Source organism: Echinicola salinicaeni (genome assembly GCF_014280965.1).
In the GTDB taxonomy this organism is placed as follows: Bacteria; Bacteroidota; Bacteroidia; order Cytophagales; family Cyclobacteriaceae; genus Echinicola; species Echinicola salinicaeni.
In genome coordinates, this window is sequence record NZ_JACODZ010000003.1 from 228,998 (window position 1) to 247,535 (window position 18,538).

Annotated in this window: 11 protein-coding genes; 6 read left to right on the top strand and 5 right to left on the bottom strand. The window is 38.6% G+C overall.

What is annotated here, in order from left to right; all coding sequences use genetic code 11:
* Window positions 1-61: 61 nt before the first annotated feature.
* The 4 genes from H7U17_RS06780 (at window position 62) to H7U17_RS06795 (ending at window position 7,578) form a co-directional block, all read left to right on the top strand.
* Window positions 62-1,780, top strand: a complete 1,719-nt coding sequence (locus H7U17_RS06780; RefSeq protein WP_186755908.1) for a tetratricopeptide repeat protein — start codon at window positions 62-64, stop codon at window positions 1,778-1,780.
* A 215-nt stretch (window positions 1,781-1,995) separates the two neighbouring features.
* Window positions 1,996-3,099, top strand: coding sequence for an acyltransferase family protein (locus H7U17_RS06785; RefSeq protein ID WP_186755909.1), 1,104 nt, complete (start codon window positions 1,996-1,998; stop codon window positions 3,097-3,099).
* Between the two features lie 136 nt (window positions 3,100-3,235).
* Window positions 3,236-3,751 carry a heme-binding domain-containing protein gene (locus H7U17_RS06790; RefSeq protein ID WP_186755910.1) on the top strand — a complete coding sequence of 172 codons (516 nt, stop codon included), beginning with the start codon at window positions 3,236-3,238 and terminating at the stop codon, window positions 3,749-3,751.
* Window positions 3,752-4,017: 266 nt separating this feature from the next.
* On the top strand, window positions 4,018-7,578 hold the full coding sequence (locus H7U17_RS06795) for a cell envelope integrity protein TolA (protein ID WP_186755911.1): 3,561 nt from the start codon (window positions 4,018-4,020) through the stop codon (window positions 7,576-7,578).
* 34 nt (window positions 7,579-7,612) lie between these two features.
* Here the strand turns inward: H7U17_RS06795 and H7U17_RS06800 are convergent, their stop codons facing one another.
* A complete protein-coding gene (locus H7U17_RS06800) occupies window positions 7,613-8,926 on the bottom strand; it encodes an adenylate/guanylate cyclase domain-containing protein (RefSeq protein ID WP_186755912.1) in 1,314 nt (437 codons plus the stop codon).
* A 356-nt stretch (window positions 8,927-9,282) separates the two neighbouring features.
* Window positions 9,283-9,504, bottom strand: a complete 222-nt coding sequence (locus tag H7U17_RS06805) for a VF530 family protein (protein ID WP_186755913.1) — start codon at window positions 9,502-9,504, stop codon at window positions 9,283-9,285.
* Between the two features lie 52 nt (window positions 9,505-9,556).
* Here H7U17_RS06805 and H7U17_RS06810 point away from each other — a divergent pair, with 52 nt between their 5' ends.
* Window positions 9,557-10,873 (top strand): DEAD/DEAH box helicase, encoded by a 1,317-nt coding sequence (locus H7U17_RS06810; protein WP_186755914.1) that lies wholly within the window; start codon window positions 9,557-9,559, stop codon window positions 10,871-10,873.
* Between the two features lie 129 nt (window positions 10,874-11,002).
* Here H7U17_RS06810 and H7U17_RS06815 read toward each other — a convergent pair whose 3' ends face one another.
* Window positions 11,003-12,952 (bottom strand): DUF3857 and transglutaminase domain-containing protein, encoded by a 1,950-nt coding sequence (locus H7U17_RS06815; protein ID WP_186755915.1) that lies wholly within the window; start codon window positions 12,950-12,952, stop codon window positions 11,003-11,005.
* Window positions 12,949-14,799: a DUF3857 domain-containing transglutaminase family protein gene (locus tag H7U17_RS06820; RefSeq protein WP_186755916.1), complete on the bottom strand. Its 1,851-nt coding sequence runs from the start codon at window positions 14,797-14,799 to the stop codon at window positions 12,949-12,951. The genes H7U17_RS06815 and H7U17_RS06820 overlap by 4 nt, the downstream gene beginning before the upstream one ends.
* 201 nt (window positions 14,800-15,000) lie before the next feature.
* Here H7U17_RS06820 and H7U17_RS06825 point away from each other — a divergent pair, with 201 nt between their 5' ends.
* Window positions 15,001-15,465 (top strand): MaoC family dehydratase, encoded by a 465-nt coding sequence (locus H7U17_RS06825; RefSeq protein ID WP_186755917.1) that lies wholly within the window; start codon window positions 15,001-15,003, stop codon window positions 15,463-15,465.
* Window positions 15,466-15,768: 303 nt separating this feature from the next.
* Here the strand turns inward: H7U17_RS06825 and H7U17_RS06830 are convergent, their stop codons facing one another.
* Window positions 15,769-18,204: an outer membrane beta-barrel family protein gene (locus H7U17_RS06830; RefSeq protein ID WP_186755918.1), complete on the bottom strand. Its 2,436-nt coding sequence runs from the start codon at window positions 18,202-18,204 to the stop codon at window positions 15,769-15,771.
* Window positions 18,205-18,538: the final 334 nt, after the last annotated feature.

An 18,538-nucleotide genomic window follows, 5' to 3' on the forward strand; every position in this document is an offset into this window, starting at 1 on the left:
CTCAGTCTCTAAAAGAATCACCACCTCATTTACCTGAGTTTTGAACAAAAAGCTTATAAAGATGAAAGGTATATCAGGAATAATATTATTAGCTCTCCTTGCTATTGCCTGCCAAAGTAAGGAAGTTAAGCAGGCTGAAGTGAGCAGTTCTGCCCCGGTAATTTGCGCTCCTATTACCAATGATAAAGACTGGTATAATGGTGATAATATAGCTCCCCTATTTGAGGGACTTGGAGATTTTCATTACCCTATTGACACGGATGATGAATTGGTTCAAAGGTATTTTGATCAGGGATTTATTTTGGCCTATGGTTTTAACCATGCTGAAGCAGCACGGTCATTTTATTATGCTTCCAAGCTAGATCCAAATTGTGCCATGGCCCAATGGGGTTTTGCTTATGTTTTGGGCCCTAATTATAATGCAGGAATGGAAAGTGATAATTATGAAAGGGCCTATGAAGCGATTCAAAAAGCTATTTTTTTGGTAGAGAAATCGGGGAATCAAAAGGAGAGAGCACTAATAGAAGCTATGGCAAAGAGGTATGTAGCAGAACCACCTCAAGACCGATATCCACTTGATGTGGCCTATTCTGAAGCTATGGGTGAATTATATGAGAAATATCCACGAGACGCCAATATTGGGGCACTTTATGCAGAGTCCTTAATGAATCTCCATAAATGGGATTTGTTTGATAAATCAGGAGAAGCCAAACCGTGGACTCCACCAATTCTAAAAACCCTGGAAGAGGTGATTAAAATAGATCCTGTTCATCCTGGCGCGCATCATTTTTATATCCATGTAGTGGAATCATCAAGCCATCCTGAAAGAGGCTATAAAAGTGCCCAGTTATTTGATGAAGGATTGGTTCCTAATGCTGGACATTTAGTGCATATGCCTGCTCATATTTATATTAGAACTGGTGACTATCATAAGGGCTCTGTCGCCAATATCAAATCCATAGAAGTGGACAGTGCCTATGTCTCCGCCTGTAATGCCCAGGGAGCGTATCCATTGGCTTATTTTCCCCATAACCAACATTTCCTTGCTGGTACAGCCACCTTGGAAGGAAACAGTAAATGGGCTATATATGCAGCAGATGAAGTAGCCCATAATGCAAATCTTCAGTTGATGAAGGAACCAGGTTGGGGGACGATTCAGCACTATTATTCTATTCCTTTTTATGTCTATGTGAAGTTTGGCAAATGGGATGAAATCCTAGAAATGGAAAACAAAGTACCTGAACTGGATTATCCGAGGGCGGTCCATCATTATGCGAGGGGAATGGCATTTCTGGGTAAAGGTCATATTGATCAGGCAAAAGAAGAATTGGCTTCACTCTCAAAAATAGCTGAGGATGAATCGTTGAAACAGATCACCATCTGGGATATCAACACTGTATATGAGTTATTGCAAATTGCCCAACGAGTGCTTAAAGCAGAAATCCTGGCAAAAGAAAATAATTTTGAAGGGAGTATTGCCTTGCTGGAGGAAGCTGTAAAAATAGAGGACAGCTTGAGTTATAACGAACCGCCGGATTGGTTTTTTTCTGTTAGACACCATTTGGGTGCTATGCAGTTGGAAGCTGGACGGTATCAAGATGCGGTCAATACTTATAATGAAGACCTCTTCCTTTTACCTAAAAATGGCTGGGCATTAAAAGGGCTTAGTCTGGCTTATGCTAATCTTGGTGATAAGATTAACTTAAGTAGAACTGAAAAGGCTTTTGATCAGGCATGGTCAACCGCTGACATTGAATTAAAAAGTTCTGTTATTAAATAGGCTGTGTCTTAGGCTATAATTTACTTTTGGTCCCAACTATTTATCAATAGCTTTCAAAGCTAATCTTTATTTCATGATGAGAATTGAATGCTCCAATAGATGAAATCTAATTTGGAAAAATTATTCTCTATTTACTATATTGGCAGGATTTCATTCTTTGTTTTGTTGTTATTTAAAAACTTTTTGTCAAAAAAATCACTTAAAAACAAGTTGTTTTGAACGATAGACTACAGCCTACTGACCGTATACAATCCATCGATGCCCTAAGGGGCTTTGATATGTTGATTATCATATTTGCGGATCGGTTTTTCAGTACGCTTAATAGAGGAGTAGGCAGTCCTTTTTCCGAATCCCTAGCTCAGCAATTTGAACACCCTGAATGGTTTGGGTCTAGCTTTTATGATATCGTAATGCCCTTGTTCCTATTTGTGGTTGGGGCGGTCATTCCCTTTTCACTTTCGAAGAGGTTTCAAGAAAATAATAGTAGGACTGCTATTTATAAAAAGCTGATAAAAAGATTTATCATTCTTTTTGTTCTGGGTTGGGTCGTTCAGGGCAATCTACTGGAGTTGGACCTAGATAGATTTCATATATTCAGCAATACCTTGCAGGCCATCGCGGTGGGCTATATTTTATCTAGTTTAGCTTATGTGTACCTTCAGAAAAAAGCACGCTATTTACTTTTTTTAGGATGCTTGGTCATATATGCTCTTTTATTAACGCTTCCCATGGTTCCCGGAGTCGGCAGAAGTGCCTTATTACCAGATAGCAGCTATGCATTGTATTTTGACCATTTAATATTAGGACGATTTGATGATGGGACCCAATATACCTGGTTGTTGAGTGGGTTTGGATTTACAGCCACTACGCTTTCAGGCCTTTTTGCGGGTGAATTAATTAAATCAAATCTATCAAGGAATAAGATAGCCACTACACTAATGCTGGTTGGAATCGGGTTTCTAGCTGCAGGAATTATCTGGGGGAGATGGCACCCTATTGTCAAAAAGCTTTGGACAAGTTCTTTTGTCCTGGCATCCTCGGGAGTTTGTTACTTATTACTGGCCTTGTTTTATTGGATCATGGATATAAAAGGAAAGGTGAAATGGGCCTTTCCTCTAAAAGTAATCGGGATGAATGCCATTACAGCCTATGTATTGTCCCATATTATTACTTTCCCTAAAGTGGCAGACTTTGTATTATTCGGATTGGAACAATATACGGGAGTATATTACGGCGTAGTGACTACGATCGGAGGATTCGGGATTTTGTATGGCCTCTTGTGGTATATGTATAGCAATAAAACCTTTGTAAAAGTATAGTATTCAACTTGATCCATCATGAGAAACGCTAGTTCAATATTCTTATGGTTCAAATAAAAACTTTGAAGTTTCCCAATTGGCTATTGCTTTAATTATATTTATAGAATAATATGAGTCATCACAAACCTTTAATAAAATGATCAAGAAAATTCTTTTAGCACTACTAGTAGGGCTTATTATTATTCAATTTATCAAACCGGAAAGAAACATTTCTAATGCCCAGCCAGCACCCATGAGTGAAGATTATGCCATCCCTGAAAACGTGCAAGGCATTCTCAATAAGGCCTGTAATGATTGTCACTCCAATTCCACAGCATACCCTTGGTACTCCAATATTCAGCCAGTTGCTTGGTGGTTGGATGGTCATATAAAAGATGGAAAAAGACACCTGAATTTTGATGATTTCACCGCCCTGCCCTTAGCCCGTCAAAATCATAAATTGGAAGAAATCATTGAAGTAATCGAAGAGGGCGAAATGCCATTAAAATCGTACACAGCTTTAGGGTTACATAGTGAAGCAGACCTTAGTTCAGAGGAAAAAAATAGCTTAATGAATTGGGCAAAAGCGCAAATGGCCATGCTCAAGGACAATTATCCTGCTGACAGTTTAGTGATGAAAAGAAGAGCTAGACCCCAAGCAGAAAATCATTGATTTAATCTCAGTGGCTGTTTCATCTCTTGTCATTTCATCCTTCGGAGAGTCCTTTTTAGATGATTAATTCTCTCATTATGAAATAGATATGGGGCAGCCTCTTTTTTGTTTTTGGTAAGGGATAAAATATGTTTTTTTAGCAAAGTCCTTCATTTTTAGCTACTTTGTAATTGAAAACCGCTTTTTTATAATAGATTTTTTTATATCTATTTGTTTTCACCGCATTTTACCAAGTTGATTCTTTTATTCACCAAACAACCACACCCATGGAAACACTCGTTGTAACCTCACCAACATCGATCAGCAACAATTTCAAACTTTCTGATCTTTTTGCAGATTTTAATTGTCCTGATCTTGATGATTTTATTTTTGACGACGTCAAGCTCTCAATAAGTGACAATAAAGTTGCTTTCTCAGGAAAGCTTAGAATGGATGGGATATTGTCCGTTTTTAAAGAATATCTCGGAACTGAAGACAGTATTTTATTAAGTGCTCAAATAGTCACCACGAGCCTCAACCTGAAGGAGCCTATCAAAGCTCAAAAGGCCATCTTCACCTGTACAGTGCCTTTCTTCAAGGAAGTATGCCAAGGGGTAAGCTTAACCAAAGCTTTCTTTGAACTTGACCTTAGTAAGTCTGGTGATACTTGGCAGATCCGTCCCCAGCTGAGTGGGGATTTTGATGTGGACAGCCTTACGGATAAATCCACAGGGTCTTTGGCGCTAGATGTACAGCTATCGAATAAAACATTGATTTTAAATGCTAATGCCCAGCAGTTGAAAGGCGTTTTTGGCATTGAAAACCTTAGCTTGGAAAAAGTAAATGTCCATGGAGTTTTAGGAGACAAGATAGGTTTTGATCTGAAAGCCGCTCTGATCGTAGGAAACACAACTTTTGATTTTGCGGGTATAATTTCAGCGTCGGCTGTAGGACTTGTGGCAAATGCCAGTAAGTTCTCCTTGGATGTTTTGACTGATCTCTTTAATGAGATTTCTCCTGCGGGCCTAGGTGCTCCTGATTTTGATATTAGTTTTGATAACAGTCAGCTTTCCTTGGCCAATGCCGTTTGCACCATTGATGGAAAATCTATACCTCTCGGACTTGCCTTGACAAGTCAGGTTAAAGTGCATGATTATGATTTCCAGACTACGGCCAATATTTCTACCAATGGAGTTGTCTTTGATGGTGAACTTGGAGATTTGAACTTTGGTCCGGTTGACCTGAAGAAAACCGATTTGGATTTCCAACTTTACAAAAAGTCCTTGCAGAAGCCTGCCAAATTTGAGATCAAAGGGGAAGCAAGCATAGAAGGGCTTAACCTAGACTGTGGGGTATACTTTGAGAAAGACATTACTTTCACCACCGTTCTCTACGCGATCATAGATGCTAAAAGCTTTACCTTTTCCCAGATCTTCCCAAGTGCTCAGGGAACATTTATCAATAAACTCAGCTTTTCCAAGCTAGGATTTATTTTTGCCTCAGCATCCTGTAAGACTAAGAATGAGGGCTTTGATTTTGATGTTCAGGAAGGATTGCAGCTTATGGGTATTTTAGAAGAGATACCGGGACTTTCAGATTTGACTGGTGAAAAGCATATTGGACTGGAGCTCTCAGCGCATTTTGGAAGTGTTACGGATATCAGTATAGATATGCCGGACACACGTTTGGATCTAGGGCATTCGGTTACCTGCGACCCTATGAAGCTTCAAATCAATTTGCTTCCCCAGCCGGCATTGATGGCGATTTTCGGTATGGACATCAGTATTCCCAACCAAGATACACCATTGCATTTTGATATGTCCATCTCTTTGGATGAACTGGAAGCTAAGGGAGCTGTCACCATGAAAAATTATTGGAAAGATCCTTTTGGTATTCACGGTATTAAAATTGGTCCAGCCCTGGCTCTTCAGTTAGGGATTATTTACGAGCAGTTTGTTAGTACAGGCATACCCTCTGAATTTGGAATTGCAGGTGGTTTGGTCATTGCCGATACCACGGTAGATATGGCGGTGAGTATTTCTGAAAACCCCTCGGAGGAAATTTTGTCGGGAGAATTGGATAATCTGACGCCGACACAACTCCTGAATTTTGCAGCCCAATTGGCCAATATTAAGGTACAGCATATTCCTGATTTCTTTGATATTAAGACCTTAAAGCTTTATTGTGCACCTGCAGGAGGAACGATAGGTACGATTACTTATCAGCCTGGTTTTAGTTTTTCCGGAGATATCGTTATTGCAGGGGAGGAAATTTCCATTTATACCAGGATATCGGATACAGGAATTGAGGGAGCCGGGCATATTGATAAGCTGGATTTTGGCCCGCTGAAGATCAGTGGAGAAAAGGGAAAGGATGCTAGTTTCTCCCTAGAAATAAGTCCTGAAAAACAGGCTGCTACTATTGATGGCTGTTTTTCTTTTTTAGGGCTTGAAGAAGGCCTTTTTGCCAGTATTTCGGATCAGGGCATTTCATTTAAATTCGAACAGGATTTCACTTCAGCCCTAAAGTTTGAAGTCATGGGAAATAGTTCAGGCAAGCTGACTGAGCCAAAAACTTTGGATTTTGCACTATCAGGAGCTATGGACAACCAGATTACGGATTATTTGAAAACTACAGTTGAATCAAAAATCAATCAGGCCCTGAATCAAACGGAATCCAGTATTGATGCTGCTGAAAAAAAGGTAGATACAGCCAGAAAGGCCTATGAGGCAGTCTATAATAAGGCCGAAGACAAACTGACCAAAGCCCAGGAAGCAGCTAATGCGGAGCTAAAGAAATTAACCGCGGCACTCAATAAGGCCAAATCAGATGGAGCCAGTTCTATTAAGGCTGCCCAACAAAAGGTAAATGCTGCAAAAGCGAGCTATGATAAGGCCATGACTGATGCTCAAAACGCTGTGAATGCTGCTGAAAAGAAATATGATGATGGTATAGACAGTGCCAAAAAGTCATTGGATGCAGCTCAAAGGACCTATAATAATGGAATTGCCCAGGCGCAAAAATCAGTAAATGCTGCTGAAAAAAAATATAATGATAGCATTGGTTCCGCGAAAAGGGCTGTGGAAAGTGCCAAGAAAAAAGTCAAGTCGCTGGACCACTGGTACTCCAAGCCGGCTTACTATGCAGCCAAGCTGGCGCTTGAGGCAGCTGAAAAAGTGCTGGATGGTATTCAGTATGGAGCCGACTATACCGCTTTTGAAGCGGCAAAGCAGGCTTTGAATGTGGCGAAAACTGGGGCCAATTATACAGCCTTCCAAGCAGCAAAGCAGGCTTTGAATGCAGCGAAAACCGGAGTGAACTATACCGCTTTTGAAAGTGCAAAAGCAACGTTATCTGCTGTAAAGAATGGGGCTGATTATACCGCATGGCAAGGAGCCTTAAAATCTCTTAGTGCTGCCAAAACTGCCTCAAACCTGGCGATTAGTACAGCCAGCAAAGCCTTGAATAGTATTGGTTCCACGGAAGCATATATTGCTTTGGAAGCAGCAAAGACTGCCTTAAAAGTGGTAGAAGCAGGTTCAGAAGCTGTTGCTTTTAATGAAGCCAAAGCAGCTCTTGAGGCTGCTAAACTGGGTAGTGAAGGAGTTCTAAAGTTGAGCGCTTATATTGCACAGCATTCAGGAGACCTAATCGATATCAAATCTTTTACCTTTAGCGGAAGCCTTAAGGAGATTGAAAAAGGAGACTTTTTTAAAGCGGACCTAAAATTGAATTTATTAGGCAAGCCGTATAATTTTGATTTAGACTTCAATGTTAAAAATGTGAGTGGTTTTATTGATCAATTATTTACGAAGGCATTTGATGAATTGAAGACAATAGTTAGCTAATGATGATGAAAGCTATGGTTTTGCATACTGCTGCTTAATCATAGCTTTCTTTCATTAGTCCTGTCACCATATCTATGGCATTCTCCCAGGCCTTTTGGACATTCTCATTATGCGCATCCCCCAGCTCTTCCTTGATAGATTCCAGCATGACTTCTTTTAGAATTGGGTAATATTCCTTTTTTACTCCATAACGAATATGTTGCTTTCCTAATTTGTGAAGCCCCATCTTCAAATGCTCTGGTCGGCTCAATGAATAAATTATTCCGCTCAACATATGAGTCAACATTCGTCCCTGTTCAAGCATGTTCTTTTTGAACAATTGTTGCACACTAGGTGCTTTGATAAATAATTTATCATAAAATCGTTGGGCAAAGCGATCTTCATTTTTAAGCAATAAATCCAATGATGCCTGTACCTCCAGATTGGTGTCAAAATGGGCAAATCCCTTAATTTCAAAAAGCTCAAATTCCTCTTGCTTACCTTTTAAGCTTACCTTTGTTTTCTTGCCAACCTTGGCTGTTTTTTCCGGGAGATTATCCATAAATACCTTTGACACCAACAGTTGCGTGCCCAAAACCTTATTTTGATTTTGGATTCGACTGGCTACATTAACAGGGTCACCCAAAACAGTGAATTGCTTATGCTTGGGATGCCCGAGGTTCCCCACAAAAGCATGCCCAAAATGAATCCCAATCCCTACTTGGAAAATGGTAGAGAAGTCCTTGAGCTCCATTTTGTTAAGTCGCTCCACAGCATAAAGCATGCCTAAGCCTGCCCTAAGTGCATCCAAGCAGATTTTGTGCGTATCACCTCCACCGGTACCAAAAAGCCCAATGATTTCATCGCCAGCATATTGATAAATAATCCCATCATTCATTAAAATGGGATCACCTAAAATGGTGAAAAATCTGTTCAGCATATGTGCCAGGTCGAAATTGGTATGCTGTGAGGCAATGGAGGTAAAGTCACGCATGTCGCAAAAGAGAATAGCCAAGGATCGCTCTTCGCCAACATCTTCTGGAAGAGTCTCTAATTGCAGTTTGCTGATTTCTGCACTGGTCCATAATAAGCGCTGAATGGTGGCATCACCATGGATTTTTGTTTGGCAGGCTAGTCTTATGGAGGGATCCCAATTCCGAATTCGTGAAACTTTTTGTTCCCATTGATCAGGAGGTGATAAATGTTGCATCCCATCGATCACCCTGATTCTGCAGGTGGTACATCTTCCGTTTCCTCCGCATTCATGTAAATGAGGGATTTTATTTGCTATGGAAACTTCAAGTATATTCCCAAAGTCTTCGTGAAGCGTGATCTCCCTGTTGATTCCAACATATTTTAGTTTGGGCATTTTTTGGGCTTGATTAAGAAATAGAATTAATTCTTAATTAATATACTAAATACTGGTTTCAATTGCTTGATTAATAATTGTTTGTGGTTATAAAAAAATGGAAGGGTACGATTATCTGCTTTTATATGATTCGTTATTTCTCCTATATCGCAGAAAACCAATTCCTATTTGCTCTGGGGTATGCGGAGGAGGGACTATCTTAGTCAGGAAGAACTATTTAAAAATTACGGCTAAATTTTGTTCAGTTGTTAGTGAATAGAATTTATACTTTGTTTTAATGGGAGAAGTGCCATCAATAGTATAAAACTAGCTTTTTAAAAGCGCTGATTTTGAACTTAGTAAAAGTATGGAGTGCGCTATCTCTTTTTTAACAGTTCAATATATAATGCTTCTACTTTTTCCCTGGCCCAGGGGGTCCTTCTTAAAAACTTCAGACTACTTTTTATGCTGGGGTCATTGATGAAACAGTTAATTCTAATTATGCTGCCTAGCCTTTCCCAGCCATAATAATTCACCAAGACAGAGACTATTTCTTCAAGTTTAATCCCGTGCAAGGGATTATTAGGTTGTTCTTCCATTGAATAGAGATATTTTACCAATTTATAAAGATACTTGAATTACCTTTGCTGCATGAAAGTTTCAAGCACAAATCAAAAAGCAATTCTGGAAAACCTAGGTATTTCAGCTTTAAATGAAATGCAGGTAGCCACACTCGAGGCAAGCAAGAAGCATCAAAACGTCATGCTTCTAGCACCTACTGGGAGTGGTAAGACTTTGGCTTATCTCTTAAGTATCTTGCCTAAGCTTCAGCAAAAAGAGGGTGTTCAGGCCCTTATTTTGGCACCTACAAGAGAATTGGTGTTGCAGATAGAAAGTGTTTTGAAGCAAATGAAACTACCTGTAAAAGTAAATGCTTGTTATGGCGGACACCTGTTTAGCATTGAAAGGAAAAATTTCTCCGTTCCGCCTACTATACTGGTAGGGACACCAGGGCGTATCAAAGATCATCTAGAACGTGGGACATTTGATCCGGAGAATATTACAGAGCTTGTTTTTGATGAATTCGACAAATCATTGGAATTAGGTTTTACAGGGCAAATGCGTTATATCACAGGCCAATTGTATCAGGTGAGGAACAAGATCCTGGTTTCAGCCACCAATGCAATTGACTTGCCTTATTACTTGGATTTTGATGAGCATTTTACTGTGGAGGCAGAGATTGAAAAAAAGCCGGATATCACAGTAAAGCAGCTGATTACACCCAAAGGGGAGAAATTGGAGGGGCTTTTAAAGTTGATACGAAGTCTTAAAGCAGGTCAAAATGTAATTATTTTTGCTAATCACAGAGATGCCTGTGATAGAATAGGGGAGTTCCTAGACCAATATCAAGTGATCTATGCACTGTTCCGAGGTGGACTGGAGCAGGATGAGAGAGAGTCTCAGCTCACCAAATTCAGAAATGGTAGTGCCCAAGTCTTGATTGCGACGGATATTGCATCTAGGGGCATTGATATTCCTGACTTGGACTATGTGGTCCATTTTCAAATTCCTCCGCAAGAAACCACTTTTGTTCACCGAAATGGTAGGACAGCCAGGATGAAGTCAACAGGAACCAGTGTGCTACTGATGTCAGAGACGGATTATTTGCCTAAATATCTAGGGTATAAGCCTGAACAATTGCTATTGGAAGAAGGTGGAAAAAGTGCCGAGCCAGCATTCGCCACTTTGCATATCAATAAAGGAAAGAAACACAAAGTAAACAAAATAGACTTGGTAGGTTTCTTTTTACAATTTGATTTTTTGAGTAAGGAGGATCTTGGACTGATCGAAGTAAAGGATTTCTTTTCTTATGTAGCAGTTAGTAGGGAGAAGTACAAACAAGCCATTGAGGCTTCCAAAAACCAAAAGATAAAGCGCAAAGCCATCAAGGTGACTTTGGCTAAATAATTTGAGGGCTGGGTGGTTTTGATCTAGTTTGCCAAATTTTAGAATTTACTTCAAGAGAATGACTTCTTGAAGTTTGTACTGGAAAAAGCTGCTTTATATAGATGAAGCAGCTTTTTTCAGTAGGTTTGTTTATGAAGATATTTTTTTGAGCACGACAGGTTCCTGGATCTTATTGACCATATATTCCATAAAAGCCTTTAATTCCGCATAATTTGAAGCTTGTACTAGTTTACTTTTTAAGTCATAGCGGATATTGATCCTTAACATGTTATTATTGGTGTCCTCTTGGGGCATATACATGAATTTGGCCAAGCCCCCAGGCATGGACATAGATATTGGTTCTGGATAGTCATCAAGTTCATAGCCTTCTGGAATGTGGATATTTGCTATATAACTATCTCTGTATACATAATTGAAATCTACAGGAAATACTCTTTCGTCAATCTTGAAGGGATTTTCATCATGTCTGGAAATCATGATGGGATTGATCAATAGTAATTCTGCAGTTTTTTCAAAAGGCATATTTACCGAAAAGGTGCTTTCTATCTGGTTATTTTTTCTTTCAAGGTCATTAACCTCAAGATCCAATACACGGATATCTTCTTCTTCTAACATACCCGCCAGCTTTTCTTCATCTATATCATTATATTGCTCCATAAAACGAATGGCATCATAATCAATATACCTCACGGTATGGCCAAATTTTATGGAGTCGTTTTCAAGGCTGATGTCAACCATTTGGCTAATACCTGATTTATGTTCTAAGTTAATTGTAGTCAGGTGACTTCCTTCTTCCTGTATAAGAAAACCTCCATCTACATGATAGCCCAAGGGCAAATAACCGAACGGTACATATTCATTTGATGCATCGAGGAAAAATTCCTGGCTTTCAATATTAGCCTTGACTATAAGTTTATTAAACTGTCGAACAAATGGGAATTGTACCAAATAGGATCGCCCATTTCCTTTGCTGCTGATTAATAAAGGAGTTGCCTCAATTCCATTTGCTCGAAGCATAGCGATTAATAATAGATTTAATTCTGTTTTGCTACCAACTTTTTCTTCAACCAATTTTTTGATGCTTTGATCAGGAATAAAGCTAAGTTCATCATTCAGTGTGTAATCCTTTTTGATCATCTGATAAATGAATTCGGCTTTTTCTCTGTCCGTATCACCTTCTATTTCCTTTTCAGCAAGATCCTTAAAAGTGCCATTATTTCTGAAATAAGATCTAAAAATATCAATGCTATATATCTCATCAGCAAGTTTTTGCCAATCACTTAAGACAGATTTATAAATGCCATTATTATTACCATCTTTATACCCTGCCAATTGAAATTCAATCTTGTCCAGATAATCTACATAATTGTTCATATAGGGCTCAGGCCGGGTTGATTTAAGCTTTGTCAACGTCCATTCAGCTTTGCCGTTATTCTGTACTCTATTTTGATTGGCTACCACAAAATTCTCACCTTGACCTAGAAATCGGTAATCTAGATATTCTGGAATATCGATAGCATATTTAGAAAAAAGGGTTGGTATTTCATTTTGAAATTGCCAACCATCTAGAAAAGTGATATTATCATAATAATGGTCATACTCATATTCTATAATGGATCCCTCTTTTACATTAGGAAAAGTAAATCTGATTTCTTTTACGCCATTTCCTAAATCTGTTTCAAAATAGTCTTTTTTAGACAGTTTTGTGATTTCTTCCTTCCCGTTCACAAGGTTCATTACTTGAGCTTTAAGCCCTGTGATATTTTGAGTCTTGTTATTGTCACCGGCATAGTAGGTAAGGGAGATATCTGCATAATCTGTGGCTTTACTGTCAAAAACCTTAATTCTTTTCTTTACTTCTGTGATTAGTTTGCCATGGGTAAAAAAACTAATTCCCTGTTCTCCCAGAACAATGGCTGTTGCTTCCGGTTCGAAAGCACATTCCGTCATTTCCAGCTCTTCTTGACTATATTTTCCTAATTTAATAGAATAGTCCTGTGCGATTCCCTTTTCGGATGATAAAAACAAAATGGCCATTAATATAAAAGAGGCCATCAGGTGGTGTTTTGTGTTTCTCATTTTTTCAAAAATATAGGTTGATCATCTAGTTTTTCTATTTGCTTAAGGGTGTTGCTGATAGTTTCTTCCGACACTTCCTTGGGGAAGTGAAAGTTCACCACTCTGGCAATTTTTAATAAATTGTCTTTAAAAATTTGTTGCTTTTTATAATCAAAATAATCCTCTGAAAGATCTATATCAATTTCTCCACTTTCTAGTGTGACTTTCTTGGGACTAAAAATTTCAATATTTTCCTCCCAAATCATATTTCTGTTTTGTAGATCCTCGGTGTCTATGGACTGAAATTTTGGTTGAATGATTATTCGTTTACTGGTGCTTTTGTAAAATTGCTGCAAATATGACTCGTGGAAAAAGGTGGCTTTTGGCACTAGCTCCTCAGTATTTACATCCAATTTATAATTTTCAATATGTGCCCCACTGAAGTCCAGATCTTTGTAAAGATGCTTTTGTAATTCATTTTCATTAAGCATATGCTTTGCATTCAGGTACTTTTGCGCGGCTAGACCAGTCATTTCTTTGTTTTGTTGGATCTTGGCACTTCCCTGATTGAGCAATTCGATTTTTGAAAAATTTTTTATTTGATTATAAACTGGAGATTGGTAATCTGGTGTTTTTGCTATTTCGCCTCCATCTTCATTGATTACTAAAACATGCCTGTCTATAGTGAAGTCCCCCAAAAAACCAGCTGGTAAGCTACCTGATGTGCACTCAAGCCAAATGGTGTCCTTGGCTATCGGAACTTGTAAAATCACATGGTTAAACTGATTGGATGGAAACTCTACATCAATATCTTCTTCGTCACTTCCTGCTTTTACCAAAGTATAATAAGATTTGATCCCCGATTCTTTGAGCATAGCATTCATAAACATGCTCAAACCTTTACAGTCCCCATATTTAGCCTCATAAACGGATGTAGCAGACATAGGCATAAGTCCACCAAGCCCCAATTGAATACTGACATAGCGATAATTTTCCTGAAGGTAGCGATATAGTACTTGTACTTTTTCTATATCAGTTTCGAGACCTGAGGTCAGTTCTTTTATTTTAGTTTTGGCTTCAGGAGGTAGTTGGTCTTTATCCTGATTCAATTGATAAATCCATTTACCGAAGCCATTCCAGGTTTCTAGATTCGATGAATACCCTTCCATGGAAAAAGCTTTTGGGGCAATTTTTACCATGGCTATGCTGTCTTCAACTGCCTTGTCCTCTGAAAGCGTGAAAAGGTTTTCAAGTTCCCAATGAAGGGAAACCATTCCCTCGGATTTCTGAACTTCAACTTCTTGGTCTATGTTTTTGGATAAATATCGAATGCCTAAACTTTCGGGGTAATTAAGATTCAGCTCAGCCTTTTTGACAAGTTGCTTGGGAGATCCTTCAGGTATCCATGTTGGAAATGTAACGTTTCCTTTTTTCTTGGTCGTATATTCAAATTCAATTTCAATAGGGAATTTACCCGCGTTCAATTCATAATATTTTAACCTGCTATCTTCAAAGACCGAATAATCTGCTATCAGAGAAATATCATTCAGATCCTTTAATTTTAATTTATCTATGGTTTTATCGGAAGATATATCCCTAATTACCCCACTGAAATCCTCTATTGAGATTAGATCATTGTAGAAAATGGTAATTAATCCATCTTTTAACCCCTCCTTATTTAGGACGGTGACTTTTTTCTTAACTGTTTGGAGTACTTCATAATCCTTATTCAAGGAAATATCAAGCCTTTTTTCAATGCTAGAATTAAACAGCGTTATATCTTTCTGGTTCTGGGCAAAGACTGCATTTTCAATAGTTAAAAAAGAAAATGTGCAAGCTAAAAATGCCCATTTAAAAAGGTTGATCATTTTTAAATGTGGTGAAATATTAAAATTAAAAACCGAATAAAGACTTAAAACAAGTATTTTTTTTCAGTAAATCAATATATTTTACCCGAAAAAGGAGATTATGCACCGAATTCTTTAAAGAAAAGGCTCAAAAGCAGCTGATTTCCAATTCAAAGGCTTTTATGTATATTCGCTTTTTAAAACTTTATATATTCATACCAAATGAGTCAACTTGAAATCAACAGTTTCGAAGAATTCGAAAAATATATCGGTCAACCATTAGGCATTTCTGACTATCATAAAATTACCCAAGATCAAATCAATAAATTCGCTGACGCTACTCTTGATCATCAGTGGATTCATACTGATCCAGAAAAAGCTAAGGCTGAAGGAGCATTTGGAAATACCATTGCCCATGGATACTTGACACTTTCTTTAGTGCCGTTTTTATGGGAACAGATCGTAAAGGTGAATAATTTGAAAATGTTGGTAAATTATGGTATTGAATCTTTGCGCTTTGCCCAACCAGTAGTGGTGGATAGTGAGGTAAGGTTACATGCCAAATTGGCCAATATCACCAATTTACGAGGGACAGTAAAAACAGAGATGGAAATAAAATTGGAGATCAAAGATCAAAAGAAACCAGCATTTACAGGGAAATTGGTATTCCTTTATCATTTTAAATAAGAGAAAATCGATAAGTAAATTAACAGGTCAGGCTGTCTCAAAAATCCACGTCCCTGCGATTGTGGCAATAGCGAAGAGAAGCCTGTCTGAAGGCAGGCCATCTCCCTATATGTACAATGTGAGTACTTCGAGATCACTTCGCTTCATTCGTGATGATGTATTCCGTGCTTATGAGATAACCTGGTTTTTATTTATGCAACAAAAAAAATAGCCTCCAGAAGAGGCTACTTTTTTGTTGTTAAACCAAAATAAAGTCTTTATATAAATTATGTTTCGCTCATTTTTTATTAAAAAGGGAAATGGTTAATCAAGGCGGTTTCTTTCTTCAGTACTTCCGCTTCTGTTGGAAACCTTGAAGTTTTCACCTCTGGAGAACTTCCATCTTAAGGTCAATCGAATGGATTGTTGACTATTGTATTGCTTTACATCTGTATTGATATCTCCGAAGTTTACTTTACCTCTAAATCCTGCCGTTCTGAAAAGGTCATTGCCATTTACCGTTACGGCGAATTTGTCATCCTTAAAGGTTTTGGTAATTCCTGCATCTACCCAGCCAAAGCCTTTGGCCTCCAGCTGTCCTTCCAGGAATGGACTAATGTACATCCCGACCAACTCTACTTTAAAGCCCTTGGGTAGGGTGATGTTATGCTGGGTTCTGGCATTATAGGAAAACTGTGATACATCCAGGAAATCATCACCTAATTGGGATTGATAAGTCTTATAGGAAAGCTGTACCATATTGCTGGTACTGTACCATTCAGCTAATTCCACAGGAATCATCATCCTCAAACCAAAATCTTCTGATTTATCAAAATTCTGTACCTGTAGCATTGTTTTGCGGGTCTCATCATCCTGAGACATTACCTGACCAAAGGCATTGGTAGTTTTGGAATAAGCCAAGGTAAACTGATAGGCTCCCTTAATGACATGACTCATCTCAAAATTATTTGCATATTGAGGTTTTAGATTTGGGTTTCCCTGCTCTGTGGTCAAAGGATCCACATAGAATACAAATGGGTTCAATAACCTGTAATTTGGTCTAGTGATTCGGCGGTTAATATTATAGGTTATTTGATATTTGTCTGAGATTTTATGTTGTAGGTAGGCCGTTGGAAATAAGTTTAAGTATTCCTGTTTATTGATTTCGTTTAGGGTAATAGAATTGCCTGTGATGTCAGAATATTCCAATCTTAAGCCTGCTTGAAAATCTAATTTTTCACTTAGAGGAGCTTTTACGGATGTGTAGGCAGCCAAAACATTTTCATTATAAATAAAATGGTTGCTATTGGGGTCAGGCTCAAAAGGTCCCTCTTCTTCACTTCTGGAAATTACCAAGACATTGTCCGATTCCACCCAGCTTCCCTTTAATCCAGCTTCTAGTTTCGTCTTTTCGCTCAAAGGTTTGGTGAAATCTGTTTTGGCCGTGAAGATATTATAATTCATCTTATTGTCGGTGAGGATCCTGTCCATGGTTCCTGCATCAAAATCATCGTTTAGCCAATAATCATTCGTTAATAAACTTATAGATCCTCCGTCTACGGTTGTGTAATCAATGTCCGCACTGAGCTTGGTTCCCAAGGTGTCCAAGTTTCCTATATAGTGGAAATTGCCAAAAAACCTTCTGTTATCATTGTCTGCATCATTGAGGGCCCTAAGGTGATTGATATCGTTATTTTCAGGACTTGTAATATCTGTTAATGAATTCCCGTTATTATATCCATTATAATCTGAGGCCTGAAGGTTTACTCCAACAGTATGTTTATCGTTGATCTGGTAGTCTGCCCCACCAGTGAAATAGATGCTTTTTCCTCCAAGACCCAAAAGGGCATCTTGATCGAAAACTGATTCGCCTTCTTCCAATTGGAACCTACGGACTATATTCAAGTCGATATCACGAACCCAAGAACTGTAATTTAGGCTACTGTTTGTGGTCCACTTTCCTCGTTTGATATTGAGGCTTGCTCCTGCAAAAGGAGCGTTTCGGCCATTATAATAATTGCCTGCTTGGATGCTACCATTAGTGCCATTATAGTCGTTCTTTTTCAGCTTGATGTTAAGCACTCCTGCAGATCCTTCCGCATCATATTTGGCTGGTGGGTTATTGATCACCTCTATGCTTTTGATATTGTCCGCAGGCATGGCCCTTAAGAAATCAGCCAATTCGGTGGCACTCATATAGGTTTGTCGGTCGTCTAGAAGTACGATTACTCCCGAGCGGCCATTTAAATTGATATTTCCGTCCCCGTCTACATACACTCCTGGAGATCTTCCCAATACCTCCAGTGCATTGCTGCCTTCAGCCATGACTGTACCTTCTATATTAACTACTGTTCTGTCCGCTTCTATGATCACTTCAGGTCGGCTGCTTCTTACTTCTACTTCATCCAAAGAAGTGGCTTCCTCTTCCAATTGGATTACTCCGAAATCTTTGTTCATTCCCTTCTGTAGTTTGAAGGGCTCGGAATGATAAGTTTTAAACCCAATAGTGGAAACATTTAGCACGGCCATGCCTGTGTCTGAATTTACCTCTAATGAAAAGTTTCCGTTATCGTCAGATACTACTCCGGAAATAAGCTCTCCCGTTCCATCATCCAATAAGGAAATATTTGCAAAAGGCAGCTCCTCTCCCTGGATGTCTACCACCTGTCCGCTTAGCGCGCCTAACTTTTGCGATAATGCCAATCCTGGGCTAAAGAGGTAGGCAAATAAAATAAGAGATATTTGGTAAAAGATTTTCATAATATGCTGGTTCATTAAATTCTAAGCACCTTTATGAAAATCTAATGCCAAAAGGAGCAAACCCCTTTAAAATCCCTATAAAACCCATTTTAATGGGTTTTTATTTAGGGGGTCTGTATCAATATCGTACGCTTTTACCGTACGTTTATGGAAAGGATAAAGAAGCGGGGCGAGCAATATCTGGATGAGGAAGTGGGTTGTTTGGGCTGTTTAGGATTTGCAATCCTGAACCTGAAATAGTGGAGGATTTTAAATCCACTTTTACTGTTAATCGGGATTACAAATCCCGATTAGCAAAATGGCTGAAAAAGTTAATATGGAGGTATACGAACAA